The organism is Enterobacter sp. Acro-832 (assembly GCF_011752745.1).
GTDB lineage: Bacteria > Pseudomonadota > Gammaproteobacteria > Enterobacterales > Enterobacteriaceae > Enterobacter > Enterobacter quasiroggenkampii.
The window spans coordinates 401,047-426,106 of the sequence record NZ_VWWX01000001.1; the positions used below are offsets into that span (position 1 = coordinate 401,047).

Below are 25,060 nucleotides of genomic sequence, written 5' to 3' on the forward strand. Positions count from 1 at the left end.
GGGAGGGGAAATCCTCCCTCAAGGAGAAGAAATGCGACTGATTAATCGAGGCAGTAAGCAATCCCCTTTGGCTCGCCAGGCATGTGAAATCGCACTCGCCGCCCACCAACAAAGATATGGTGACTATGGGCGCAGTAAGATGAAAGAGACCTATACGGTGAGAGTGGAAGGCGTGAAGGTCTGGGTTGAAGTGGTCAACTGCAAGGCAAGCTACGTGGCCACAGCAATGACCGGTATGCGCCGACTGCGTTCCCTGCCCGGCCAGGCAAACTGAAACTGAAATATCAACGACTACAGACCGGCATATCTATACTCATGCCGGTTACCTGAGGTGAACCATGTCGCAGGTAATTTTTAACGAAGAATGGGTTGTTGGCGCAAGACTCACAGAAAAAACAGGCCTGACCGAACGACAGATTGAGAAGTATCGCCAGGGCTGTTGGGTGGAAGGTGTCCATTTTAAACGGGTTTCTCCTTCCGGAGAAAAAACCTTGCGTGGCACAACCTGGTACAACTATCCGAGAATTAATCAGTTAATAAGGGATGCGTAAGATGGCAGCTTTGCCTACAGGTGTCGAAATCAGAAACAATAAGATTTGTATCTGGTTTATGTACCGAGGAAAGCGATGCCGCGAAATTCTCAAAGGTTGGATTAACACCCCGGCGAACATCAAAAAAGCCGGGAATCTTCGGGCTGTGATCGTTAGTGAGATCAACCTTGGAGAGTTTGATTACCACCAGCGCTTTCCTTCATCGTCCAGAGCAAAAAAAACCGTAACCACTGTTTCAGTTCAAACCTTTTCAGAACTGTGTGAACTATGGACGAGCATTAAAGAAACCGAAATTAGCGCGAACACGATGCGTAAGACTCGCTCACAACTCGGTACGTTAATGCACATCATTAACGGAGATACGCCTGTTTCAACTATACGCCACAGCGACATTCTTAAATACAGAAAGGAGCTGTTGAACGGTGAGACACTTTACCTGGCAAATCCGAGAAGTAACAAACAGGGACGCACTGTGCGTACCGTGAACAACTATATATCGCTTCTGTGCTCCCTTCTTCGGTTTGCACACAAATCTGGCTTTATCAGTGGCAAACCTTTTGAAGGGTTCAAGAAACTACACAAAGGGAAAGTAAAACCGGATCCTTTAACGAAGCAGGAGTTTAGTTCGCTTGCCGAATCCGAGTGTGGCCAAAGCCTCAATATGTGGACGTTCGCAGTTTATACTGGTGTCCGTCATGGAGAGCTTGCAGCTCTTGCCTGGGAAGATATCGACTGGGAAAAAGGTACGGCTCATATACAGCGCAACCTTAATGCGCTAGGAATGTTCGTCCCACCAAAAACCGATGCAGGTGATCGAGTTATCACGCTATTAGAGCCAGCACTAGAGGCCTTGAAGGCACAGCGTACGCTGACTTCGTTACAGCCCAAAACCGAGATTGTTTTCCATCACCGCGAGTATGGTGCGATGGAATATCAAAACCTGCGATTTGTTTTCATGCCCAGGATGCGCAAGGGCAAACAGAAAGCCTACTACTCTTTATCGAGTATCGGCTCCAGATTTAACGCAGCTGTAAAACGTGCTGGTATTCGCCGCCGGAATCCGTACCATACGCGGCATACTTTTGCCTGCTGGCTTTTATCTGCCGGCGCTAACCCGTCTTTCATAGCCAGCCAGATGGGGCATGAAAACGCGCAAATGGTTTATGAAGTCTACGGTGCGTGGATTGAAGAAATGAATGGCGAACAGGTGTTGATGCTTAACGATAAGCTTGCACGCTGAAAATTTTTGCCCCTATTATGCCCCTACTGGCTCCGAAGGTAGTAATAAATGCAAGAAAATCAAGAGATTAACAAGAAAGAGCAATACAACCTGAACAAACTGCAAAAGCGACTGCGCCGTAACGTGGGCGAAGCCATTGCAGACTTCAACATGATTGAAGAAGGCGACCGCATTATGGTTTGCCTGTCAGGGGGTAAAGACAGCTACACCATGCTGGAGATCCTGCGTAATCTTCAGCAAAGTGCGCCGGTGAAATTTTCTCTGGTGGCGGTCAACCTTGACCAGAAACAGCCGGGTTTCCCGGAACACATTCTGCCGGAATACCTCGAGAAGCTGGGCGTTGAGTTCAAAATCGTCGAAGAAAATACCTACGGTATTGTGAAAGAGAAGATCCCGGAAGGGAAAACCACCTGCTCTCTGTGCTCTCGTCTGCGCCGCGGCATTCTGTATCGTACCGCGACGGAGCTGGGCGCGACCAAAATTGCCCTGGGCCATCACCGCGACGATATTCTGCAAACGCTGTTCCTCAATATGTTCTACGGCGGCAAGATGAAAGGTATGCCACCTAAGCTGATGAGTGATGACGGTAAACATATTGTGATCCGCCCGCTTGCCTACTGCCGTGAAAAAGACATTGAACGTTTCTCTCAGGCGAAAGGGTTCCCGATCATTCCATGTAACCTCTGCGGCTCTCAGCCGAACCTGCAGCGTCAGGTGATTGGCGACATGCTGCGCGACTGGGATAAGCGCTATCCTGGTCGTATCGAAACCATGTTCAGCGCCATGCAGAACGTCGTCCCTTCCCATCTCGCGGATGTGGAGCTGTTCGACTTTAAAGGCATCAACCATGACTCAGACGTGGTGAATGGCGGCGATCTGGCGTTTGACCGGGAAGAGATCCCGATGCAGCCAGCAGGCTGGCAGCCGGAAGACGATGACAATCAGTTTGAAGAGTTGCGTCTGAACGTGCTTGAAGTGAAGTAAGCGGTTAGCGTCTCAGAAACACCTTCTGAGACGCTTCATGCTTTATTTCAGCAGGCGTACGCGGCAGGTTTTACCCTTAATTTTCCCGTTTTGCAGCTGCTTCCATGCCTTATGGGCAACCGCCTGGCGAACCGCGACGTAGACATGCGCCGGATGGACAGCGATCTTACCGATATCCGCCCCGTCCAGACCCACATCCCCTGTCAGTGCACCTAGAACATCACCAGGACGCATCTTGGCTTTTTTACCGCCATCAATGCACAGGGTCGCCATTTCGGCCTCCAGCGGCACAAGGCTGACGCTGGCTGGGGGATTCATCCAGTTCAGCTTAATCTGCAGCATCTCAGAGAGAATATTGGCGCGCTGCGCCTCTTCAGGTGCGCAGAAGCTGATCGCCAGACCACTGTTTCCTGCGCGCGCGGTACGGCCAATACGGTGCACGTGTACTTCTGGATCCCACGCCAGCTCAAAGTTCACCACCAGCTCAAGCGATTTAATATCCAGACCACGCGCAGCTACGTCGGTCGCAACCAGCACGCGGGCGCTGCCGTTCGCGAAACGGACCAGCGTCTGATCGCGATCGCGCTGTTCCAGATCGCCATGCAGCGACAGCGCGCTCTGCCCGGCGGCATTCAGGGCATCACAAACCGACTGACAGTCTTTTTTGGTATTACAGAACACCACGCAGGAGGCAGGCTGATGCTGGCTCAGCAATTTCTGCAGGAGCGGTATCTTCCCCTGCTGCGAGGTTTCAAAGAACTGCTGTTCGATCGCGGGCAGCGCATCTACGCTGTCAATTTCAATGGTAAGGGGATTTTTCTGCACGCGGCCGCTGATGGCAGCAATGGCTTCCGGCCATGTTGCGGAGAACAGCAGCGTCTGGCGATCGGCCGGTGCAAAACGGATCACCTCGTCAATGGCATCGCTGAAACCCATGTCCAGCATGCGATCGGCCTCATCCATGACCAGCGTTTGTAACGCATCCAGCGAGACGGTGCCCTTCTGCAGATGATCGAGCAGACGGCCAGGCGTCGCGACAATAATGTGCGGGGCATGCTGGAGTGAATCACGCTGGGCGCCGAACGGCTGCCCGCCGCAGAGGGTTAAGATCTTGGTATTGGGCAGGAAACGCGCCAGGCGACGCAGTTCACCCGCGACCTGGTCTGCCAGTTCGCGGGTCGGACACAGCACCAGAGACTGGGTCTGAAAAAGCGCCGCATCGATATGCTGCAACAGGCCAAGGCCGAATGCCGCCGTTTTTCCACTGCCCGTTTTCGCCTGCACGCGCACGTCACGGCCCTCGAGAATGGCAGGTAAGGCGGCCGCCTGAACAGGCGTCATCGTGAGGTATCCCAACTCGTTGAGGTTATCGAGTTGGGCGGCGGGCAGAACATTCAGGGTAGAAAAAGCGGTCACTGTAGTCTCTCGTGGTGATCTTTGCAGTCAGATGGCGCGTATCCTCGCAGATCTCGCGGTTCGATGCGACAATTTAATCGGTTCTTCATCGGGCGGCGGGTCCGGCATCGGCTGCGGACGCGGGATAGGATCGGGCATGGGTACCGGATCGCTGGGGATAGGATCGGACTGACGCGATTGTGGCAGTAGCAGAGCGTTAAGGATGCTCATCATTCCCTCCAGAATTTGCTGTCGTCCCTTTTAGGGTAGACGCTGAGAATCAGGAGGCAAAAAAAAGCCGACTATGAAGTCGGCGTCGTACGAATCAATTGTGCTATGCAGTAATTCAAAAAAGGAAGTAAGACAATATGGAGCGCAACGCCCATCGCTTGACGTTGCATTCACCTGCGGGAGTAATATTGCACCTTACGGGGTAGATGTTTATTGACTTCGCTCAATTAAAAGAGCGTTTTAATCCCGGAAAAAGACGAAAAAAGCGTAAATTTACAGCCATTTACTACGATGCAACCACCATGCAACACCCCCAATCAAAACAACTAACATCACGCAAAACGCCGTAAAGCCGTAGCGATAAGCGCCGCCCGGAATCCCGCCCAGGTTGACGCCAAACAGCCCGGTCAAAAACGTGCTGGGTAAAAACACCATCGCCATCAGGGACATCGTATAGGTTCTTCGCGCCAGCGACTCCTGCATCACCTGCGCGATTTCGTCCGCCATTACCGCCGTTCTGGCAATACAGGAATCAATTTCATCCAGCCCGCGGCCCAGCCTGTCGGCAATATCCTGCATTCTGCGTCGATGGTCGTCGTTCATCCAGGCGAGCCTTTCGCTGGCCAGCCGCGCATACACGTCGCGCTGCGGCGTCATGTAGCGGCGCATCACAATCAACTGCTTACGCAACAGGGCCAGAAAACCGCGCGGCGGGATCTGCTGATCGAGCAGGTTATCTTCCAGGTCGATGATTTTGTCGTGCAGTTCTTCAATAAATTCACTGGCGTGATCGGTAAGCGCGTCACAGACGTCCACCAGCCAACTGCCGCAGTCGATCGGCCCGGTGCCCTCTTTCAGATCGTTGACGATGTCATCCAGCGCCAGAACCTTACGCTGTCGGGTGGAGACAATCAGCCCATCGTCCATATAGACCCGCATCGCAACCAGCTGATCCGGACGTTCATCCGTGCTGCCGTTAATACAGCGCAGGGTGATCAGCGTCCCGTCCCCCATTCGGCTCACGCGGGGGCGCAGGCTTTCACCGGCCAGCGCATCGCGCACGTTGTTAGGCAAGAGCGGGGTCGACGCCAGCCAGTCAGCGCTGTCCGGGTGGGTGTAGTTCAGATGCAGCCAGCAGGGATGCGCACTGTCGATCACATCATTGTCTTCCAGCGGCCGGGCACCGCCGCGACCGTCCAGCACCCACGCAAAAACTGCGTCTGGAACGTTTAGTTCAGATCCTTTAATGCTTTCCACAGCTCCTCCGCCTTTTAGCTCTTTCGGTGTCAGTCTAGCTTTCATCAGGGGTTAAGCAACAACTATGTATGCCATCGCGCTGAAATCGTTCATGAAATGTACATGCCATGCGTTTCGCCCGGCGGCGCTACGCCTGCACGGGCCTACAGTGAAGGGTGTAATGTATTGATATTGCGGCAGCGTGTAGGCCGGGTAAGCGCAGCGCCACCCGGCAAGAAATACGGCGAGAATGTTGCGGTTTTGTCAGAGAGAGTGCTCTGGCCGCGGGAGGAAGGATGGCGAGCCGCCAGGTAATGAGGACAACGATCCCTGATCAAGTCTGAAATTACGCGTGCGAGCCTGCAGCTCAATCACCTGATTGCGCAGGACATCAGAGGAGCCGTTGAGTTCCTCCGCCATCGCCACGTTGCTTTGCGTGACCCTCTCCAGCTCCGAAAGCGCCAGCGTGATCTGGGAAATGCCTTTCTCCTGCTCAGAGGTCGACGCGGAAATTTCATCCATCAAGCGGCTGACGTTCCCCGACCCCGTCACGATTTCATGCATATTCTTCTCTGCCTGTGACACCACGGTCGCGCCCTGCGTGACGTTACTGCTGGTGACTTCAATCAGCGCTTTGATATTCTTCGCGGCCTCTGCGCTGCGGTGTGCCAGGTTTCTGACCTCTTCCGCAACGACAGAAAAGCCTTTTCCGTGGTCGCCTGCCCTTGCCGCCTCAACGGCCGCATTGAGCGCCAGAATATTGGTCTGGAACGCAATGCCGTCAATCAATGAAATAATCTCCGTCATCTGCTGGGCGCATTCGGTAATGGACTGCATATTGTTGGCGACCTGCCCCATCAGCTCCCCGCCCTTGCGCGCCTGCAGCGTCGCCACATTCGCCTGTTCACTCGCCAGGCGGGTGTTATCGGCATTGTTTTTGGTACTCGCCGCCATTTGCTCCATGCTGGCTGCGGTTTGCACTAAAGACGCAGACTGCTGTTCGGTTTTCACCGAGAGCTGAGCGCTACGGGCCGAGAGCTGATCCGATAAGGTCATGGCGGTTTGCGACGACGCCCTGATCTCGCGCACCAGCGTCGCAATGTTGCCGGACAGGCTATTGATCCCGGGAATTAGTCGACCCGCGCAGTTATTGCCAAACTCCGGGATAGAAACCCCAAGGTTGCCTGCTGTCACCTCTTCAATACTTCTCTTTACCGTATTGATCGGCGTCACAAGATAGCGGGTCATATAGACCCAAAGCAAAAATAGCGCAACGAAATTGATAACGTTAAGGGAAATAAAGAGAGAGGACTTGCTGGAAATTAGAACAACGACACCTGCGTTTACCAAAAATAGCGATAAAAGGAACCCGATAATAAAGGTCCTGACACTAATATTTCTTAGCATGATGATACCCACGTTTTATATTTTGGTCGGCATCTAGACTTATAGCATTGGCTCAGACGTTTTTCCTCGCAAACTTCACGGGATTGTTTTTTCGCCGTTAGCAACCTGGGATTTAGCTTAAGTCAGATAAAAAGAGCGTATTAGTGAAAATGTTCTTCGCAGCGTGCTGTGATACTGGTCTGCCGCCACGTTAAGCGATACCATCCGCTGCGGCGCTCTGATACAATCGCCGTTATATTTAAGGAGCTTTGCTACTTTTATTCGCTCTTGTTTAGCAATGCTTAATACGTTAACAATGAGAATATATTTTATATTCTTAATACGTTTTAGAGTATTAATATGACTGGTCATTTTACACGATAAAAAACTAATATTGTTTGAATGCGCATGTTCGTTGCCAGATAAAGATGTGCCCGGCAGGCGAAATCGGTAACCCTCTCAGGCGTGGGATTGCATAATGCTCAATATATCGTGGGACCCTGTGTTAATCGCTATCTCTTATCTGGTGGCGTTTATCGCCTCCTTTGTGGCGCTGGACAGTGCCGGAAAGATCCCCCTTTCCAGCCGAAAGGCTGCCCTGTTCTGGCGTATGGCCGGCGGCATCTCGCTCGGCATCGGCATTTGGTCGATGCACTTTATCGGCATGCTATCGATGCAAATGCCCATGATGATGCGCTATGACCTCTGGTTAACCCTTGCATCGCTGGGCGTCGCGGTTATTGCGTCGACCACGGCCCTTGATATTGCCGTCGCGGGAAAAAAACGGTCTCTCTTTCGCCCCATCGTTGCCACCGCAATCCTGAGCGCAGGCGTGGTATCCATGCACTATATCGGTATGGCGGCCCTGATGCTGGATGGCAGCATCATCTGGGATCGCCGTATTGTGGGGTTGTCCGTGGTCATTGCCGTGGTGGCTTCCGGCACTGCGCTGTGGCTGGCTTTCCGCCTGCGAGACAAAGGGGTTTTTATCGAGCGCCTTCTCGCGGCCCTGGTCATGGCCGCCGCCATTTGTGCGATGCACTATACCGGCATGAGTGCCGCGCATTACCCGGAAATGTCGCATACCCTTCCCGGCGGGATCGGCGAGCTCGGGTTATCCATCTGGGTTTCGGTCACCACGCTCTGCCTGCTTGGCGTGATGTTAATTATTTCCCTTGTCGACTCTCACCGGCGTACCGGTCGGCTGACGGACAATCTGCGGCAGCTCAATCGGCAGCTTGAGCTGCAGGCGCGCTTTGATGCGCTCACCGGACTCGCGAATCGCCATCAGATGGACATCCGCATGCAGGACTGCCTGCGCAGCGCGTTGCTGAGTAACAGGCAATTTGCCGTCATTTTCCTGAACGTCGATCATTTCAAACGCGTCAACGATACCTGGGGTCACAGCGTCGGCGATGAGTTGTTGATCACCGTTGCACAGCGCATCACTTCCCGTCTCACGCGTGAGATGACCCTGGCAAGGCTGGGAGGTGACGCCTTTATCCTGCTGGTACCGGAATGTGACGACGACAAACTCAACGCCCTGCTCGCGTCGTTGCTCGAGGATGTGCGACGTCCTCTTTCGATCTGTGGTCATACGCTAAGCACGACAATCAGTGCGGGCGTCAGCCTCTATCCTCAGGATGGCGAAACGCTGCATGAGCTAAAGCTCAAGGCGGATGCAGCCCTGCATCACGTCAAAGACGACGGCCGGAACGGCTGGGCGCACTACCGATCCGAGATGTCGACTGCAATCCCGGCAAAACCCGGTTTTCTGCAGGAACTCTCTCAGGCGCTTGAGCGCGATCAGTTTGAACTCTGGTACCAGCCAACCTGGTATGCGCAAGAGAAGACTATCCATGGTTTTGAAGCCCTGCTGCGCTGGCGGCACCCTGAGCAAGGCGTTGTTCTGCCGGGCCTGTTTATCCCCTCGCTGGAACAAACCGGCTTAATTATTCCGGTGGGCAACTGGGCCATTGAAGCGGCATGTCGACAACTGCATTTCTGGACTGAACAAGGGTTTAGCCAGTGGACGCTGTCGCTCAACTTATCCCCCGTCCAGTTCGAACAGCCGGACATTTTCCACATCGTATCGTCGATGCTGGAAAAATATAGCTTGTCCCCGTCCAGGCTAATCCTTGAGGTTACGGAAAGCACCGCGCTGAAAAATCTCGACCGCAGCATTGAGTTACTCAACGCGTTTAATCATGCGGGGATCACCGTCTCGATTGATGATTTCGGTACAGGCTATTCGAACCTGCTGATGCTGAGCGTGCTGCCGGCAAAAGAGCTCAAGATCGACAAAAGCTTTGTGACGTCGATGCTGGAAAATGAAAAAAGCTACAAGCTGGTTGAAACCATCATGAGTATCGCCCGAACCATGGAGATGAACGTGGTGGCTGAAGGGATTGAAACGCAAGAGCAGCAGGAGGTTCTCACCCGTCTCGGCTGCGACTACCTGCAGGGTTATCTTTTCTCCCGTCCCTTACCTGCCGAACAGGTGCCGTGGCTGCTTCTGCAGATAAACTCCGACAGGCAAATTATACCCATTAATAAAATTCAAACGGACCCCGCATTTATTTCGCAAAAAAACCATGCCTGACGGGGTTGAGTAGAGTATGTTTCAAAGCAGTAGACACTCGTCACGTCTGTCATGATTGTCAGGCGCATTGAGCCGATGAACAGGAAATGCCTATGTCGCAAAACGGTTTTGAAGCGCTGAACGTCATTAAAACACCCGTGTGGCTGATTTCCCCCGCTTCGGAAACGATCGTTTTTGCGAATGTGACCGCAACGCAGCTTATGGGAGAGAAGACCCTGGACCAGCTGCGTAAAGGTCTCTATTCCGCGAATGCACAGCACCTCCTGTCGATGTATGTACCTGAACTGAAAACCGGGCAGGAGATCGTCGAAATCTGGACAATAAACCGGGATGGACAGGATACGCCGCTAAGCTGTCGTCTCTCGCTTGCCCATTATGCCCCCTGGGGAGATGTGATTGTTTTCGAGGGGATCGCCCAGCACATTCTCTCTGGACTGAAGGCCAGCCGCTCCGCAACTTACCGGCGGAAAAAACAGGGGTTTTACGCCCGTTTTTTTCAGACCAACAGCGCGCCGATGCTGTTAATCGATCCGGCCCGCGATGGCCAGATTGTTGATGCTAACCTGGCCGCGCTCAATTTTTACGGTTACTCACATGATGACATGTGCAGTAAACATACCTGGGAAATCAATACTCTCGGGCGAGACGTGTTGCCCATTATGACTGCGATTGCCGCGCTGCCCGGCGGCCATAGGCCGCTCAACTTTGTTCACCGCCTTGCCGACGGCTCTACCCGCCACGTTCAGACGTATGCCGGCCCCATTGAGATCTACGGTGACAAGCTGATGCTGTGCATCATCCACGATATCACCGAGCAAAAAAGACTGGAGCAAGAGCTGGAACATGCCGCGCTACGTGACTCCATGACCGGGTTACTCAACCGTCGCCAGTTCTACGCGATTACCGATCCCAACAACCTGAATCATCTTCCTGCCCAACAGCAGTTTAGCCTGCTGCTGGTGGATACCGATCGCTTCAAAAACATCAACGACCTGTTTGGTCATTTGAAGGGCGATGAGGTGCTTATCGCCCTCTCCCGAACGCTGGAAGCCTGTAGCCGGGAGAATGATCTGGTGTTCCGCTGGGGAGGCGAAGAGTTCGTTATCCTGCTGCCGCATACCCCTCTCGACATCGCGTTGCAGATTGCCGAGTCGATCCGTGCAGCCGTTGCCCGCATTACGATTCCGGGCTTACCGCGGTTTACCGTCAGTATTGGCGTGGCGCGACATAACCAGGGCGAGACGATTGATGAGCTGTTTAAGCGGGTAGACGACGCGCTGTATCGCGCTAAAAATGACGGACGCAATAAAGTCCTTGCAGCATGAAACTGGAGTATACGGGAAAGCCCCGCTACAATGCCTGCCTCGACTCAATTAACTTCAGGTGGGTAAAATCTGCAATGGGAAAAACAGAAATAATACTCACCTTAATTATTTTGCTCCTTATTATATTTGGCTTATGGTTTATTTTTAGCGGTGAGATCTGGTACCTCGTCGAATTTCTCGAAAATAGTCTCTACCCGACCTTCGATGCACCATAACGCACGTTTAATATCGTGTTTCACCTACCGAATTTGTCAGGTATCTGCAAGCCTGACAGCCGCGTAAGATACGCGCCGTTATCCTCCAACTACGTTGATAACGAATCACTTATTCATTTGCTTATGTTGCCCGTGCTCTGACGGGCTTTTTTATTTCCGGCATTTCAGCCACGCCAGGCTATATCTTAATCATCTTTAATGACAAGGGAGAGGAATGATGAGCAAGAAGATCCTGATGCTGGTGGGCGATTATGCCGAAGATTACGAAACCATGGTGCCTTTTCAGGCTTTGCAGATGATTGGCCATCAGGTGGATGCAGTCTGCCCCGACAAACCAAAAGGCGACTACATCATGACGGCAATCCATGATTTCGACGGCGCCCAGACCTATAGCGAAAAACCCGGTCACCGCTTTACCCTCAACGCCGACTTTTCCGCCGTAAAGGAGCAGGACTACGACGCACTGCTCATCCCCGGCGGCAGAGCGCCCGAGTATCTGCGGCTAAATGAGGATGTGTTAAAGCTGGTACAGGCATTTGACGCCGCGCGCAAACCGATTGCTGCAGTGTGCCATGGCCCGCAGCTGCTCGCTGCCGCGGGCATCCTGAAAGGCCGTACCTGTAGCGCCTACCCGGCTTGTGCACCTGAGGTACGCCTCGCAGGTGGACACTACGCCACGATCGGCATCGATCAGGCCCATGTCGACGGCAACCTGGTGACGGCTCCCGCCTGGCCCGCCCATCCGCAGTGGCTGGCGAAGTTTAGTGCGTTATTAGCACAATAGCGCGCCGGTATCAGCCCGGGTGAATACCGTGCGGGTGGAGCGGAGCCATGTTTTCAGGACTGGCGCGAGAATGCGTCAGTTCTCGTTTTAACCGTTGGCACATCCCGCTTTCTCCCCGAAGAGCGCTGTGATATTAGCCCATCAACACCTGCAGGGCATCCTGCCGATTGGCCCTGATAGAAAAAATACGATCCATCCTGGTCAGCTTAAAGAGAGCGTGTGTATTGCTGTTAAGCGAACACAGCACCAGCTCACCCTTGCCGTTTAAACTCTTGAGTATGGATACCAGCGCGCCGAGACAGCTGCTGTCAATAAAATCTACGTGGCTGAAATCCAGCAATATCTTTTTATTACTTTTTTCAATCACCTCCAGCACCTGCTGCTTAAAGGTCTGCTCGACAGAAGCATCCAGCCTGCGAACCAGCGGAACGACAATCTGTACGTCATTTTCACTCTGTATTTCAAAGTTCATAATCAGCCTCGCATCAGGGGCGTAACGTGTTCCCGAATGATGATCATAGTGCACCGATATCGCTCCCGGAAGGCAACCGGAAGCATGACCATCAGCAATTTATTCCCCAAATATCCCTTGCATAGCCCTGAATGGTTCTGTCACTCGAAAACTCTCCCATTCGGCTAATATTTAGCAACGCTTTTCGATGCCACTGGCGGGGATGTTCAAAATCAGCCATTGCCTGACGTTGGGTTTGACTGTAGCTGTCAAAATCCAGCAGATGACAATAATGATCGGCTGTTGTCAACATATGGTGTAGCGGTGCAAAAATTTCGCGATCGGCGCTAAATTCACCAGAAATAAGCGTATCCACTATACGCATCATTCGAGGAACGCTCTGACGATAGAAACGATTATTATCGCCATTTGAACGCATTTCATTGACTTCTTCAGCCGTCGCGCCGAAAAGATAGAAATTTTCTGCCCCAACAGCATTAAGAATTTCAATGTTGGCACCATCATACGTACCCATTGTTAACGCACCATTCAGCGCGAACTTCATATTACTGGTTCCAGATGCCTCCGTACCTGCTGTGGATATTTGTTCAGACAGGTCTGTTGCCGGTATTATGCTTTCGGCTAAGGAGACTTTGTAATCCTCAAGAAAAATGACTTTCAACTGTCCGGCAATACGCGCATCGCTGTTGATTTTATTCGCAACAGCATTAATTAACTGAATAATAAGCTTTGCCATTCGATAACCGGGTGCCGCTTTACCTGCAAAAAGATGCACCTTAGGCGCTATGGTTCTCCCATTCTCTTTAATATCAATATAGAGAGAAATGACGTGCAGAATATTCAGAAGCTGGCGCTTGTATTCGTGAATGCGTTTTACCTGGCAATCAAACATTGCCATCGGGTCCAACATAATCCCATAACGTTGTGAAACAATCTGGCTCAGCGCGGATTTATTTTTGAATTTAATGCCGCGAATATGATCGATCACCCCCGTATCATCCGCATGCTTCTCCAGCTGTCGAAGCATATGTAAATCCGTCGGCCATCGGGTACCCAATTGCTGATTCAGAAACGCGGCAAGATTTGGGTTAGCCTGCTGCAACCATCTGCGCGGTGTAATGCCGTTGGTCTGATTAATGAATTTATCTGGCGTAATAAAATAAAAATCGGGAACCAGGTGCGTTTTGATAAGCTCGGAATGGAGCATTGCCACCCCATTAACACAGTGACTCCCGACGATGGCCAGATTTGCCATCCTGATGCTTTTCTCTTTGTTCCCCGAAAACAGTGACAAGGAGGTCAATAAGTGCGGTTTGTCTGGCCATCGGGAGGCGACATCCGCAAGAAAACGATGGTTAATTTCAAAAATAATCTGCAAGTGTCGCGGCAACAATTTTTCGAACAACGCCACTGGCCAGGTCTCCAGAGCCTCGGGCATCAACGTATGGTTGGTGTATGCACAGGTTCTTTGGGTGATATCCCAGGCCTGGTGCCAGGGAAGGCTGTACTCGTCGACAAGTATTCGCATCAACTCGACAACAGCCAGCGCGGGATGCGTATCATTTAGCTGGATGGCGACATACCGCGGCAGTAACGAAATGTCAGTTTCAATCTCAGCGTATTCGCGAAAAATATCTCGCAAGGTACATGCGACAAGAAAATACTCCTGAGTCAGTCGCAGCTCCTTGCCCGAGAGGATCTCATCAGAAGGATAGAGTATTTTTGAAATATTCTCGGAGGCGATTTTTTCACTGACCGATTTGATGTAATCGCCATGGTTGAAAATATGAATATCAAAAGAGTTAGAGGCTACGGCACTGTATAAACGAAGCTTAATCGTGGTGCTACGTCTGTAGCCAGAAACGAAATAGTCATTTGGGATACCAACGATGGTATTCCACCCCAACCACATTGGATTATAATTCCCGTAAGCATCATCTGCATGCTCGATATATCCACCAATTGGGATCAGCATTGCCTGGCTATGGTGTTCAACCAGCCAGGGGGAATGCATGGAATGCCAGTCGTCCGGATGTTCGATTTGCTGACCATTCTGAAAAGACTGCCTGAATAAACCATATTCGTATTTTATGCCATGACCTGAGGCAGCAATGTCTAACGTTGCCATTGAATCAATAAAGCAGGCAGCTAACCGCCCAAGGCCACCATTTCCAAGCGCGGCATCGGGCTCTTCGTCAAGAATACCATCGAAATCAAACCCCAGGTCAGTGACAACCTGACGCATATCATCAAGCAAATTCAGGTTCATCAGGTTATTGCGTAATGACTGCCCAAGCAAAAATTCCATCGAGAGATAATAAACGCGTTTTTTCTTTTCCACGCGTTGCCGGGCCTGACTATCGAGAAAGCGATCTTGCTGAAAATACCGCACTGCCAGCGCCACAGCATTGAATATATCGCCGTTGGTGGCCTTGTCTATGCTAACGCATAACGTATATTTTAATTGTGTTTCGACAAGTTCACGCAACTCTCTGTTAGTGAAAGACATGTTGACCTCACTGGAGTTACTGCATGTTTTTAATATGCAGAACACAAGATATTATTTTGTTCAAGTGTAGACGGCGATATTCAACTCATGCAATTTTTACCCACCATTGCGTATGGTGTTGTTTTTGCATCGCCTGAGAAATATCAGCAGTAAGTATCGTCAGGAAAGTGCGACTTTCTGCTGTGGCGGGAGAGAATCAGAAGGAGCAACTGGCGCTAAGCTCCGCGCCAGTTCTGGATTTGGTAGCAGCGAACCCCTACTCGTCAGTGCTTCTCAATATACATCGTCCGGCTATACGCCACGTCTTCCGGGTTATTTATCGGGTACCCTTTCACCCAGGGTTTAATCAGTCGACCGTTGGTGTACTGGTAAATAGGCGCGATGGGTGCTTTCTCCATGAGGATTTTCTCCGCCATGTTGTAGTCGGTGTTACGCGCTTTAGCCGTGGTTTCAAGCGTCGCCTGGTGGATTATTTTATCGTAAGCCGGGTCATTGAAACGCGAGATATTGCCGCTGTGGGTTGAGGTCAGCAGGGACAGGAAGGTCGAGGGCTCGTTGTAATCCCCCACCCATGACGCGCGGATCACATCAAAATTGCCGGTATTGCGGCTGTCGATGTAGGTTTTCCACTCCTGGTTTTGCAGCTTAACATCCACACCGAGATTTTTCTTCCACATGGACGCCACCGCAATGGCGATTTTCTGGTGGTTTTCCGACGTGTTGTACAGCAGGTTCAGCTTCAGCGGACGCTGAGGGCCGTAGCCTGCGGCCTGGAGCAAGGTTTTGGCCTGAGCGTTCAGCTCCTGCTGGGACATCTGCTCGAACGGCGAAGGTTCAGGCGTGAAGCCCGCCGTCACGTCAGGGGTAAAATGCCAGGCCGGTTTCTCGCCGGTACCCAGTACCTTTTCCGCCATAATGCGGCGATCGATAGTCATGCTCAGGGCAAGACGAACCCGGGCATCGGCCGTCGGCCCCTTTTGCGTATTAAACGCGTAGTAGTAGGTCCCGAGCTGAGGCGGCGTATACACCTGTCCCGGAATGTCCTTCAGGAGCTTCTGATACATGTTTTTCGGGAACGATTCGGTAATATCGATATCCCCTGCCAGATAGCGTTTCGTGGCGGACGATTCCTGGTTAATCGGAATAAAGGTCACTTTTTGCAGGACAGTTTTCGCATTGTCCCAATAGTGGGTGTTCGGCACGACAACCAGTTTTTCATTCACCACGCGGTCGTTCAGGACGTAGGCGCCATTACCGACCAGCGCTCCCGGACGCGTCCACTCTTTCCCGCTTTCAACGTTCGCTTTTTGCACCGGATAGAAGGCGAAGTTTGCCGTCAGGTTGCTAAACCACGGTAGCGGTTTATCCAGCTGGACGCGCAACGTCCTGGCATCCACCGCCGTCACACCCAGGGTATCAGGCGCTGCCTTACCGTCGATGATAGCCTGCGCATTGTTGATACCTGCCAGCGCTGCAAACCAGGCAAACGGAGAGGTCGTTTTTGGGTCAACCAGACGCTGCCAGCTGTAGACAAAATCCTGCGCGGTGACCGGCGTACCGTCAGACCATTTTGCGTTATCACGCAGGGTGAACGTCCAGGTACGGTTATCGTTACTCTGCCAGCGCGTCGCCACGCCCGGGGTCAGTTCCCCTTTCTCATTCTGATTCACCAGCCCTTCGAAAAGATCGCGAATCACCTGAATCTCTGGCAACCCCACCGCTTTTGCCGGATCGAGCGAAGCCGGTTCATCTTTAATATGTCTGACCAGCTCCTGTTTTTGCGCCAGCACCGTGCCCTGTGGGACATCAGCAGCGTATGAGAGTGTAGAGAGCCCGCACAGGCACAGTGCGGTGAAAAGACGCGAAACAGGATGCTTCATAAGATCCCCTTTAAAAAATTCAGGTAACAAGCAGATGCGTAATTATTTGTTTCGACAATAAGAAATGCAAATAACTTACGCCTGAATAGTGATTTAAGGCAATTCTCAGCCGCTACGGAAACTATTTGATTAACAGCGGCTTTTGCACAACACTGCCAGTAGAGACTTCTTTATCAGGATTTCGTATGGCAACCACCCGACCCCGCGCGGAACGCGGCGCCTTCCCTCCGGGCGCTGAACAATATGGCCGCTCATTTTTAGGCGCATCGCTGATCTGGTTCCCGGCACCCGATGCCGATCGCGACAGCGGTTTGATTATTGCCGGCACGCACGGTGATGAAAACTCGTCTGTCGTCACGCTCTCGTGCGCGCTGCGGACATTGACCCCTTCATTACGACGTCATCACGTGATTCTTGCCGTCAATCCGGATGGCTGTCAGCTGGGATTGCGGGCGAATGCGCGGGGTGTCGACCTGAACCGTAATTTCCCGGCAGCAAACTGGCGCGCTGGCGAAACGGTCTATCGCTGGAACAGCTCCGCCGAGGAGCGAGACGTGGTGTTGCTGACGGGAGACAACCCTGGCTCAGAGCCGGAAACGCAGGCGCTGTGCCAGCTTATCCATAAGATCCACCCCGCCTGGGTTGTCTCCTTTCACGATCCGCTGGCCTGCATTGAAGATCCGCGCCACTCTGACCTGGGCGCGTGGCTGGCACGGGCGTTCGACCTGCCGCTCGTCACCAGCGTGGGTTATGAAACACCCGGATCATTCGGGAGCTGGTGCGCCGACTTAAGCCTGCCCTGCATTACCGCTGAGTTCCCGGCGATCTCCTCCGACGAAGCCAGCGAAAAATACTTAAAAGCCATGATGGAGCTTCTGCGCTGGCAGCCTCAGAGATGAAGCACGCCGCTGGTAAATTTCAGGGCCGGTGAAACGTCAACCGCCAGCCACGTCGGGCCATCCAGATCGGCGAAACGGACCTGATTGACCAGCGGCAGCGCCGCACCGATCGCCCGGGAGGTGCAAAGCATGCATCCCAGCATCAGGGCGAACCCCTGCGCCCGGGCGTCCGCCGCCAGAGCCAGGGCTTCAGTCAGTCCGCCTGCCTTGTCGAGCTTGATATTGACCATGTCATATCGGCCCTTAAGCTCGCTCAAATTCTCGCGGGTGTGGCAGCTTTCATCCGCGCACACGGGCAACGGATGGATAAAATTCTTCAGCGCCGCATCCTCTTTTACCGGCAGAGGCTGCTCCAGCATCGCCACGCCCAGATCGGCCAGCAGCTGGCATCGCGCGGCCAGCCCTTCGGGATGCCACGACTCGTTGGCGTCCACAATCAGCGTGGCTGAAGGAACCGCCGAGCGAATAGCGACCATCCGCTCGCTGATCAGACGATCGTCTAGCTTCACTTTTAACAGCGTGGCTCCGGCGTCATAGAGCGCTTTCGCACTGGCGGCCATCTGCTCCGGCTCACCAATCACGACCGTTTGCGCGGTCACGACGGACTCCGGCACGATCACGCCCAGCAATGACGTCAGCGATTTTTGCTGCTGAGCGGCTTCAAGGCTCCAGAGCGCACAGTCGATGGCGTTGCGCGCCGCCCCGGCGGCTAAACGCTGCTGTAATGCCTCGCGCGTGAGCCCTTTTTGCAGGTCAGGCACCAGGGTCATGATCTGCGCCATCACGGACGCAAGGCTTTCCCCATAGCGCGGATAAGGCGTACATTCCCCGACGCCTTTCACACCCTCTTCCTCAATTTCAACCACGACCACGCTGGCTTCACTTCGGCTGCCGCGCGAGATCACAAACGGGGTATGCAATGGCCAGGCTTCTTCATAGACCTTAACGCTTCTCATCACTGACTCCTTGCGGCCCGGAAAGGCGAAAAATTTGGTTTGCCGTGTTATCTGCTGATGGCATACACTAGCCACGACGTTAACTATATGTAAACAGGAAGATATCTATGTCACAACTCGTTCATTTCCAGGGCAACCCGGTTGCTGTAGCAGGTTCCATTCCGCAGGCTGGCAGCAAAGCGCAGGCATTTACTCTGGTGGCTAAAGATCTGTCTGACGTCACACTGGCTCAGTTTGCGGGCAAACGCAAAGTACTGAACATTTTCCCAAGCATTGATACCGGTGTTTGTGCCGCATCCGTGCGTAAATTCAACCAGCTGGCGACTGAAATGGACAACACCGTTGTGCTGTGCATTTCCGCTGACCTGCCGTTTGCCCAGTCCCGTTTCTGCGGTGCCGAAGGCCTGAGCAACGTTATCACCCTCTCCACCCTGCGCAGCGCAGATTTCCTCGAGAAATACGGCGTCAGCATTGCGGAAGGCCCACTGAAAGGTCTGGCAGCACGTGCTGTACTGGTTCTGGACGAAAACGACACTGTCGTCTTCAGCGAACTGGTTAACGAAATCACCACCGAGCCGGACTACACTGCCGCGCTGGACGTGCTGAAAGCATAATAAGTCCTTAGCATTCTATACAACTTATTCTCAACCTCGCTTCGGCGGGGTTTTTTATTATTTAAAAGCTGAATCGTTAAATCTTAAATGCTCGCATGTCACATTAGTCCTGCAATAATCAGAGCAATATGTAACATGATCGTGATCAACAACGCATAATAATCGTTAAAATCCCCCATTTTCATCCCGAGTGAAGCCCATCACATTTCCCTTTTTGTCTAAACATTAGATTTGCTTACGAAAGAAAATAATCGTTTCAGCAAAAAGGATAAAATATGAAGATCAAATTCGCTTTTACGCTTCTGGCGGTCCTGGTTTCTGGCCATGCCGCGGCTAAAACCTGGGTGCTGACAAGTGCTGAAAGCAGCGTAGAGAAAGGAAACTGGAAGATTTCCAGTGATGAGCTGAAAGTTAAAGATCAGACGTTCAGCATTGAGCAAAAAATCTTACACGGCGGCAAGCAGGAAGGCAGTAAAGTCATCATTATTAGCAGTAAAGATGGCCTGACGATTACCCTGAGCCCGACACGCGGCATGAACCTTCTGCACGTTGAAGGGTTTGGCACCCGACTGGGATGGAATTCACCCGTCAAAGAGGTCGTCAATCCTGCCTATATCAATCTTGAAAGCCGAAACGGTCTCGGCTGGCTGGATGGTTTCAACGAGATGATGGTGCGCTGTGGCTACGAGTGGACAGGTCATCCGGTCACCGCAGATGGGCAAATTTACACCCTTCACGGCAGGGCCGGAAATACACCGGTATCGCAGGTGGAAGTTGAGGTGGCGGATACCGCCCCGCATGAGATCCGCGTTCGGGGTTTGATCAAAGAGAGCACGTTCAAAAAAGCGGATCTGCAAACCATGACCGAACTGCGCTACGTTCCCGGAACTAACCAGTTCAGTCTGCATGATGTTCTGACCAACCATGCCGATTACCCCCATGATTATCAAATCATCTATCACAGCAACTTCGGGACACCGATCCTCGAAGAAGGCGCACGTTTCCTTGCGCCAGCGGCGAGCGTGAGCCCATTCAATGACTACGCCAAAGCGGGCGTTAACGACTGGCAAACCTACGCCGGGCCGACGAAAGGCTTTGATGAGATGGTCTTTAATATTCAGCCGCTCGCCGACAACAACCACGAAACGCTCGCGGCAGTGGTCAATAAAGCCGGCGATAAAGGCGCGTCAATCCAGTTTGATACGCGCCAGTTGCCCGTGCTGACCTTATGGAAAAACACCGACACGCTGAAGCAGGGTTATGTCACGGGCATTGAACCGGGCACCAGCTATGCCTACCCCGTCACGATTGAACGCGAACAGAAGCGGGTCAAGCAGCTGCAGCCTGGCGCCAGCGCGCAGTTTGATCTGACCTATACCCTGCTCCACAGCCCGCAGCAGGTGAAAGAGGTTGCAAGCAGGATTGCGTCGATTCAGGGCGAGACGAAAACAGACATCGTTAACACGCCGCTGGCGAAGGAATAAATCTAAAGTGAAAAGTAAAAAGCCTCTTTGCAGAGGCTTTTTTGTTATTCGTCACCTTTCTTATGATTCAAACCATATTCACGTAGCTTATTTGCGATCGCGGTGTGCGACACGCCAAGGCGTTTTGCCAGCTTGCGGGTGCTGGGATAGCTGCGGTACAGCTGCGTCAGCACAGAGCGCTCGAAACGGCTGGTAATATCATCCAGCGACCCTTCCATCGCCTCTTCGCCTACGGATACCGTCCCGGCGTCGTAATCCGGCAACAGGATATCCTGCGGACGCAGCTCATACCCTTCAAGCTGGGTCAGCGCGCGATAAACGGCGTTTTTAAGCTGACGAATGTTGCCCGGCCAGCCGTAGCGCATGAGCACCGTGCCCAGATCGGCAGACAGCTTCGGACGCGGCACACCCTGCTCGTCGGCAAAGCGGGCGACGAACAGCTCCGTAAGCGGCATGATGTCCTGCGGGCAATCGCGCAGCGGCGGAATGTTCAGCGTCAGGACGTTAAGGCGGTAATAGAGATCCTCGCGGAAGATCCCCTTTTGCACCAGTTCCACCAGATTCTTCTGGGTGGCGCAAATGACGCGCACGTCCACATGTACTTCGTGATCCTCACCGACGCGGCGGAACGTGCCGTCATTCAGGAAACGCAGCAGCTTAGCCTGCATACGCGGCGACATTTCGCCGATCTCGTCCAGCAGCACCGAGCCGCCGTTAGCCTGCTCGAAGAACCCTTTCTTGCCCTCCGGCGCGTGACCAAACAGCTCACTTTCAACGGCATCTTCCGGGATAGAGGCGCAGTTAAGTGCCAGGTAAGGCTTGGCCGCACGCGGGCTCGCCAGATGCACGGCGTGAGCCAGCAGGTCTTTCCCGGTGCCGGTATCCCCGGTAATCAACAGCGGCGCGGTCAGGCTTGCGAGCTTACGCGCCTGATCAACCACATGACGCATTTTAGGGCTGACGGCAATAATCTGGCTGAATGCGCCAACGTCCTGACTGGAGAGGTTTTGCAGCTGACGACCCATGCGCAGCGTCGAGCGCAGCATGATCACCGCCCCGGTCAACACGCGGGTATTCCCTTCCCCTTTCAGATAGACCGGCGTGATCTCCATCAGGAAATTCTGCCCGTTAATCACCACATGCTCGCTGTGCGTGTTCTGCGGATTGCTGTCCAGCCAGCGCTGGAAGTTAAAACCGGGGATCAGCTGCGCGGCGTGATGATTGCTCAGCTTCTCCTGACTCTGTGCGAAAAGCTGGCAGCTCGCGTGGTTAACGCGCTCAACTTTGCTTTTCAAATCCAGGGAGAGGAACGGCTCAGGCATGGCTTCCAGCAGCGCGCTCAGCGCCAGGTGCTCACGCTCGGACGGCATCCAGGGAATGGTGCGCACATCCGTAACGCCAGCGATACGGCGGATTTCCGCCATCAGGCTGCTAAAGGTATTAAATTCAATTTCGGCAAAATTGAGGTAAATTCGCCCGACAGGATCGATCTCAATGCCACGTAAATCAATGCTACGTAAAACAAGAAGATCGAGTAATTCGCGGGTCAGACCGAGACGGTCTTCACAGAAGACTTCAAGACGCATGGGAAATTCACCGTTTTAAGCCAATAACAGTAAAATGATATGTCAGAACACGGTGATCCGGAAGATGGCTGTCAACAAATATTGACAGCCAGCACGATTAGTGAACAAAACCTCACGGCGCAGGTTTTTTATTGAGCGTCTCTTTGAGCTGGCCGATCAGTTCACGCCTGAAATCCCCCAGACGGGGCTTATCGCCATCGATCCACGGCAGCGGACGGCAGACTTCCATCGCTTTAATCCCCAAACGCGCGGTTAATAACCCCGCACCGATGCCCTGAGCCGCACGGGCAGAGAGACGCGCCGCCAGATCCTGCGACATCCAGTCCATTCCCACTTCGCGCACCAGCTCACTCGCCCCGGCAAACGCGATATTGAGCAGGACCAGCTTAAACAGTCTGAGCCGACTGTAGTAACCCAGCTCTATACCGTAAAGGTTCGCGATACGGTTGATCAGGCGCAGGTTACGCCAGGCGATAAAGGCCATATCGACCAGCGCCAGCGGGCTGACGGCAATCATCAGGGTGGATTCCGCCGCAGACCGGCTGATTTCGCGCCGCGCCTGAGCATCCAGCACCGGCTGAACCATGTGGGAATAGAGCGTCACTACTTCCCGGTCATTCTGGGTCTCATGGATGGCGGCGTACCAGCGCTGAAGCGCCGGGTGCGACTGATCGATTCCGGCCTGACTCGCCAGCTTTTCACAGAACGCGCGACCTTTCCCGGTGCCGTGGCTGTGGAGCAGATCCCGCGCTTCATCACGCTCATGCGCGCGCTGGCGCAAACGCCAGAGCCGACGCCACTCGGTGGCAACCGACCCGACGCCCGCCCCCACAATCAGCGCGCCCGCGGCGCATCCGCCCAGCGCGACCCAGTCCTGAGTTTGCCAGGCATTCATCGTCCACTGCACGCCCTGAGCCACCACGCTTACGCCAAACAGCGCCAGACCGGCGGTAACCATCCTGCGCCACAGGCTGCGTTTTGGACGCAGCGCGGCGTCCACGACCGCCTCCGCCGGACCGTCCTCAACAGCGGGCTCGTCCTGCAGCGCCGGGGCAAAGTTATCGGCCTGGGTTCCGCTGAACGTCTGCGCCGTTTTGAACGCCTCCTGAGCGTCCTGCTCAAGCGTTCCGGTAAAGTCAATGCGCGGTTTTAACGGTTCCGTCATCGCAATTTATCTCCAATCAAAAACTCCAGCGCCGCATCCAGACGGATGTGCGGTAATGGCCTGTCGACGCTCATTGCCTGCGGGCGGAAGGCTTCAAACTGGAAGCCCTGATTCTGCCAGAAGGCCTGACCCGGCAGCCGCGCAGGCACTTCGCCCGGATACACGGTAAGCGGTTCACCGTCGCTGAGTCGGTTCCCGCGTAATGCCGGTATTTTCTCGCCGTTAAGGTCAATCAGCCCGCTTTGCGTTGCCTGCACCGACGCCAGCCCAAGGCAATCCATGCTGATCCCTTCGAAGGCGGCGTTTTGCCAGGCGTCTTGCACCAGCTGCTGCAGCAGCGACACCATATTGGCATGCTGGTCGACCGTGACGTGATCGGCTTTTGTGGCCGCAAAGAGCAGTTTGTCGATCACCGGTGAGAAAAGACGGCGGAACAGCGTCCGCTGCCCGTAGTGAAAACTTTGCATCAGCTGCGTCAGGGCAAGGCGCATATCGTTGAATGCCTGTGGCCCGCTGTTGAGCGGTTGCAGACAATCCACCAGCACAATCTGACGGTCAAATCGTAAAAAGTGGTTCTTATAAAATCCCTTAACCACTTTTTCACAGTAGTAATGGTAACGCTCGCGCAGCATCCCGGCGTTAGTGTGCTTGTCAGCCTGCGCCAGCGTCGACTCGCCAACCCCGTCCACATCCGGCCAGGGGAAAAACTGAAGCGCAGGCGCGCCTGCTAAATCACCCGGCAGAACAAAGCGCCCCGGCTGAATGAAGTGTAACCCTTCCTGTTTACACTGGTGTAAATACGCCGTCCAGGCGTCGGCAATGGCCGCCAGACGGTTTTCATCTGCTGGCGCAAGCGGATCCAGTCCTTCGCACAGCTGCCGCCATTTGGCTGACCACCCGGCGCGCTGCCCCTGCAGCAATCCCGTCATCTGGCGTGACCAGCTGAGATAATCCTGCGCCAGCATCGGCAGGTCGAGCAGCCATTCGCCGGGGTAATCGACGATTTCAAGGTATAGCGTGGAGGTATCCTTGAAATGGCGCATCAGGGATTCATTCGAGCGGAAACGCAACGCAAGACGAATTTCACTGACCCCTCGCGTCGGCGTCGGCCACGCGGGCGGATCGCCATACAGCTGCGCCAGCCCTTCGTCATAGGTAAAACGGGGAATACCAAAATCGCGCTGAGGGACGCGCTTAACGCCCAGCAAACGCTCTTCCCGCACCGCGCCAAGCAACGGCAGACGCGCCCCTGCGTGCAGGTTCAGGAGCTGGTTCACCATCGCGGTGATAAACGCCGTCTTACCGCTTCGGCTCAACCCCGTCACCGCCAGTCGAAGATGACGGTCAACGCCGCGGTTTACCAGTGAATTGATTTCGTTTTTAAGTCGCTTCATCGCCGTCCTTCGTTGCCTGGAAGCCTTGAATGCATGGCTTCAGAATACAATAAATGGGGGCAGATCGTTGATTATCAATTCTTATTTATTGCTATTGCCGTTTTTTCTCCAGTAAGATGAACGACATTGCTGTCAGTTCTGAGTGAGTAAGG

At 53.5% G+C, this 25,060-nt stretch carries 22 protein-coding genes; 11 read left to right on the top strand and 11 right to left on the bottom strand.

What is annotated here, in order from left to right; translation table 11 throughout:
* Positions 1–31 precede the first annotated feature (31 nt).
* The 4 genes from F3J31_RS01880 to ttcA all read left to right on the top strand — a co-directional run bounded on the left by F3J31_RS01880 (position 32) and on the right by ttcA (position 2,775).
* Positions 32–274, top strand: coding sequence for a DUF4060 family protein (locus F3J31_RS01880; RefSeq protein WP_020882485.1), 243 nt, complete (start codon positions 32–34; stop codon positions 272–274).
* A 64-nt stretch (positions 275–338) separates the two neighbouring features.
* Complete coding sequence (gene xisR / locus F3J31_RS01885) at positions 339–551, top strand: excisionase family protein (protein ID WP_014884030.1); 213 nt, start codon at positions 339–341, stop codon at positions 549–551.
* A gap of 1 nt (position 552) precedes the next feature.
* A complete protein-coding gene (locus F3J31_RS01890; protein ID WP_167211046.1) occupies positions 553–1,791 on the top strand; it encodes a site-specific integrase in 1,239 nt (412 codons plus the stop codon).
* Between the two features lie 48 nt (positions 1,792–1,839).
* Positions 1,840–2,775, top strand: coding sequence for a tRNA 2-thiocytidine(32) synthetase TtcA (gene ttcA / locus F3J31_RS01895; protein WP_167211049.1), 936 nt, complete (start codon positions 1,840–1,842; stop codon positions 2,773–2,775).
* Positions 2,776–2,817: 42 nt separating this feature from the next.
* Here the strand turns inward: ttcA and dbpA are convergent, their stop codons facing one another.
* The 4 genes from dbpA to F3J31_RS01910 form a co-directional block, all read right to left on the bottom strand.
* A complete protein-coding gene (dbpA, locus tag F3J31_RS01900; protein WP_167211052.1) occupies positions 2,818–4,191 on the bottom strand; it encodes an ATP-dependent RNA helicase DbpA in 1,374 nt (457 codons plus the stop codon).
* Positions 4,192–4,218: 27 nt separating this feature from the next.
* Positions 4,219–4,383 carry a hypothetical protein gene (locus tag F3J31_RS23345; RefSeq protein WP_304665500.1) on the bottom strand — a complete coding sequence of 55 codons (165 nt, stop codon included), beginning with the start codon at positions 4,381–4,383 and terminating at the stop codon, positions 4,219–4,221.
* Between the two features lie 291 nt (positions 4,384–4,674).
* Positions 4,675–5,658, bottom strand: a complete 984-nt coding sequence (zntB, locus tag F3J31_RS01905; RefSeq protein WP_023292275.1) for a zinc transporter ZntB — start codon at positions 5,656–5,658, stop codon at positions 4,675–4,677.
* 243 nt (positions 5,659–5,901) lie between these two features.
* Entirely contained in the window at positions 5,902–7,044 is a 1,143-nt protein-coding gene (locus F3J31_RS01910) for a methyl-accepting chemotaxis protein (RefSeq protein WP_069719081.1), read from the bottom strand.
* A 457-nt stretch (positions 7,045–7,501) separates the two neighbouring features.
* Between F3J31_RS01910 and F3J31_RS01915 the strand changes: the two genes are divergently transcribed.
* From F3J31_RS01915 to F3J31_RS01930, 4 genes are all read left to right on the top strand, one after another.
* Positions 7,502–9,625, top strand: coding sequence for an EAL domain-containing protein (locus F3J31_RS01915; protein WP_045908853.1), 2,124 nt, complete (start codon positions 7,502–7,504; stop codon positions 9,623–9,625).
* Between the two features lie 92 nt (positions 9,626–9,717).
* Positions 9,718–10,950, top strand: coding sequence for a sensor domain-containing diguanylate cyclase (locus F3J31_RS01920; RefSeq protein WP_167211055.1), 1,233 nt, complete (start codon positions 9,718–9,720; stop codon positions 10,948–10,950).
* Between the two features lie 74 nt (positions 10,951–11,024).
* On the top strand, positions 11,025–11,165 hold the full coding sequence (locus F3J31_RS01925) for an Ecr family regulatory small membrane protein (RefSeq protein WP_045909000.1): 141 nt from the start codon (positions 11,025–11,027) through the stop codon (positions 11,163–11,165).
* Positions 11,166–11,382: 217 nt separating this feature from the next.
* Entirely contained in the window at positions 11,383–11,949 is a 567-nt protein-coding gene (locus F3J31_RS01930; RefSeq protein ID WP_080347316.1) for a DJ-1/PfpI family protein, read from the top strand.
* A gap of 133 nt (positions 11,950–12,082) precedes the next feature.
* Here F3J31_RS01930 and F3J31_RS01935 read toward each other — a convergent pair whose 3' ends face one another.
* The 3 genes from F3J31_RS01935 to F3J31_RS01945 form a co-directional block, all read right to left on the bottom strand.
* Complete coding sequence (locus F3J31_RS01935) at positions 12,083–12,421, bottom strand: STAS domain-containing protein (RefSeq protein WP_069719078.1); 339 nt, start codon at positions 12,419–12,421, stop codon at positions 12,083–12,085.
* Between the two features lie 91 nt (positions 12,422–12,512).
* Positions 12,513–14,930 carry a glycogen/starch/alpha-glucan phosphorylase gene (locus F3J31_RS01940; protein ID WP_167211058.1) on the bottom strand — a complete coding sequence of 806 codons (2,418 nt, stop codon included), beginning with the start codon at positions 14,928–14,930 and terminating at the stop codon, positions 12,513–12,515.
* A gap of 263 nt (positions 14,931–15,193) precedes the next feature.
* Complete coding sequence (locus F3J31_RS01945) at positions 15,194–16,810, bottom strand: peptide ABC transporter substrate-binding protein (RefSeq protein WP_045908857.1); 1,617 nt, start codon at positions 16,808–16,810, stop codon at positions 15,194–15,196.
* 185 nt (positions 16,811–16,995) lie between these two features.
* On the opposite strand from F3J31_RS01945, the gene mpaA reads away from it, so the two are divergent.
* A complete protein-coding gene (gene mpaA, locus F3J31_RS01950) occupies positions 16,996–17,709 on the top strand; it encodes a murein tripeptide amidase MpaA (RefSeq protein WP_104950820.1) in 714 nt (237 codons plus the stop codon).
* On the opposite strand, the gene ycjG is transcribed toward mpaA, so the two are convergent.
* Positions 17,700–18,665 carry an L-Ala-D/L-Glu epimerase gene (gene ycjG, locus F3J31_RS01955; RefSeq protein WP_167211061.1) on the bottom strand — a complete coding sequence of 322 codons (966 nt, stop codon included), beginning with the start codon at positions 18,663–18,665 and terminating at the stop codon, positions 17,700–17,702. The genes mpaA and ycjG overlap by 10 nt on opposite strands.
* Positions 18,666–18,772: 107 nt before the next feature.
* Here ycjG and tpx point away from each other — a divergent pair, with 107 nt between their 5' ends.
* Together tpx and F3J31_RS01965 are read left to right on the top strand one after the other, a co-directional pair.
* The gene (tpx, locus tag F3J31_RS01960) at positions 18,773–19,279 is read left to right on the top strand and encodes a thiol peroxidase (RefSeq protein WP_023335907.1); all 507 of its coding nucleotides are present in this window, start codon (positions 18,773–18,775) and stop codon (positions 19,277–19,279) included.
* Positions 19,280–19,554: 275 nt separating this feature from the next.
* The gene (locus F3J31_RS01965) at positions 19,555–20,763 is read left to right on the top strand and encodes an aldose 1-epimerase family protein (RefSeq protein WP_167211065.1); all 1,209 of its coding nucleotides are present in this window, start codon (positions 19,555–19,557) and stop codon (positions 20,761–20,763) included.
* A gap of 44 nt (positions 20,764–20,807) precedes the next feature.
* On the opposite strand, the gene tyrR is transcribed toward F3J31_RS01965, so the two are convergent.
* The 3 genes from tyrR to F3J31_RS01980 all read right to left on the bottom strand — a co-directional run bounded on the left by tyrR (position 20,808) and on the right by F3J31_RS01980 (position 24,908).
* Positions 20,808–22,349: a transcriptional regulator TyrR gene (gene tyrR, locus F3J31_RS01970; protein ID WP_008501254.1), complete on the bottom strand. Its 1,542-nt coding sequence runs from the start codon at positions 22,347–22,349 to the stop codon at positions 20,808–20,810.
* A gap of 112 nt (positions 22,350–22,461) precedes the next feature.
* Positions 22,462–23,514, bottom strand: coding sequence for a YcjF family protein (locus tag F3J31_RS01975; protein WP_032674907.1), 1,053 nt, complete (start codon positions 23,512–23,514; stop codon positions 22,462–22,464).
* Positions 23,511–24,908: a YcjX family protein gene (locus tag F3J31_RS01980; RefSeq protein ID WP_045415711.1), complete on the bottom strand. Its 1,398-nt coding sequence runs from the start codon at positions 24,906–24,908 to the stop codon at positions 23,511–23,513. The genes F3J31_RS01975 and F3J31_RS01980 overlap by 4 nt, the downstream gene beginning before the upstream one ends.
* Between the last annotated feature and the right edge of the window lie 152 nt (positions 24,909–25,060).

Coding starts and splice junctions, on each gene's coding strand:
- tyrR (WP_008501254.1), bottom strand. CDS start 22,349: ATGCGTCTTGAAGTCTTCTGTGAAGACCGTCTCGGTCTGACCCGCGAA.
- F3J31_RS01925 (WP_045909000.1), top strand. CDS start 11,025: ATGGGAAAAACAGAAATAATACTCACCTTAATTATTTTGCTCCTTATT.
- F3J31_RS01975 (WP_032674907.1), bottom strand. CDS start 23,514: ATGACGGAACCGTTAAAACCGCGCATTGACTTTACCGGAACGCTTGAG.
- mpaA (WP_104950820.1), top strand. CDS start 16,996: ATGGCAACCACCCGACCCCGCGCGGAACGCGGCGCCTTCCCTCCGGGC.
- F3J31_RS01945 (WP_045908857.1), bottom strand. CDS start 16,810: ATGAAGCATCCTGTTTCGCGTCTTTTCACCGCACTGTGCCTGTGCGGG.
- F3J31_RS01930 (WP_080347316.1), top strand. CDS start 11,383: ATGAGCAAGAAGATCCTGATGCTGGTGGGCGATTATGCCGAAGATTAC.
- F3J31_RS01915 (WP_045908853.1), top strand. CDS start 7,502: ATGCTCAATATATCGTGGGACCCTGTGTTAATCGCTATCTCTTATCTG.
- F3J31_RS01910 (WP_069719081.1), bottom strand. CDS start 7,044: ATGCTAAGAAATATTAGTGTCAGGACCTTTATTATCGGGTTCCTTTTA.
- F3J31_RS01980 (WP_045415711.1), bottom strand. CDS start 24,908: ATGAAGCGACTTAAAAACGAAATCAATTCACTGGTAAACCGCGGCGTT.
- F3J31_RS01935 (WP_069719078.1), bottom strand. CDS start 12,421: ATGAACTTTGAAATACAGAGTGAAAATGACGTACAGATTGTCGTTCCG.
- tpx (WP_023335907.1), top strand. CDS start 18,773: ATGTCACAACTCGTTCATTTCCAGGGCAACCCGGTTGCTGTAGCAGGT.
- xisR (WP_014884030.1), top strand. CDS start 339: ATGTCGCAGGTAATTTTTAACGAAGAATGGGTTGTTGGCGCAAGACTC.
- ycjG (WP_167211061.1), bottom strand. CDS start 18,665: ATGAGAAGCGTTAAGGTCTATGAAGAAGCCTGGCCATTGCATACCCCG.
- F3J31_RS01965 (WP_167211065.1), top strand. CDS start 19,555: ATGAAGATCAAATTCGCTTTTACGCTTCTGGCGGTCCTGGTTTCTGGC.
- F3J31_RS01940 (WP_167211058.1), bottom strand. CDS start 14,930: ATGTCTTTCACTAACAGAGAGTTGCGTGAACTTGTCGAAACACAATTA.
- ttcA (WP_167211049.1), top strand. CDS start 1,840: ATGCAAGAAAATCAAGAGATTAACAAGAAAGAGCAATACAACCTGAAC.
- F3J31_RS01920 (WP_167211055.1), top strand. CDS start 9,718: ATGTCGCAAAACGGTTTTGAAGCGCTGAACGTCATTAAAACACCCGTG.
- F3J31_RS01880 (WP_020882485.1), top strand. CDS start 32: ATGCGACTGATTAATCGAGGCAGTAAGCAATCCCCTTTGGCTCGCCAG.
- F3J31_RS01890 (WP_167211046.1), top strand. CDS start 553: ATGGCAGCTTTGCCTACAGGTGTCGAAATCAGAAACAATAAGATTTGT.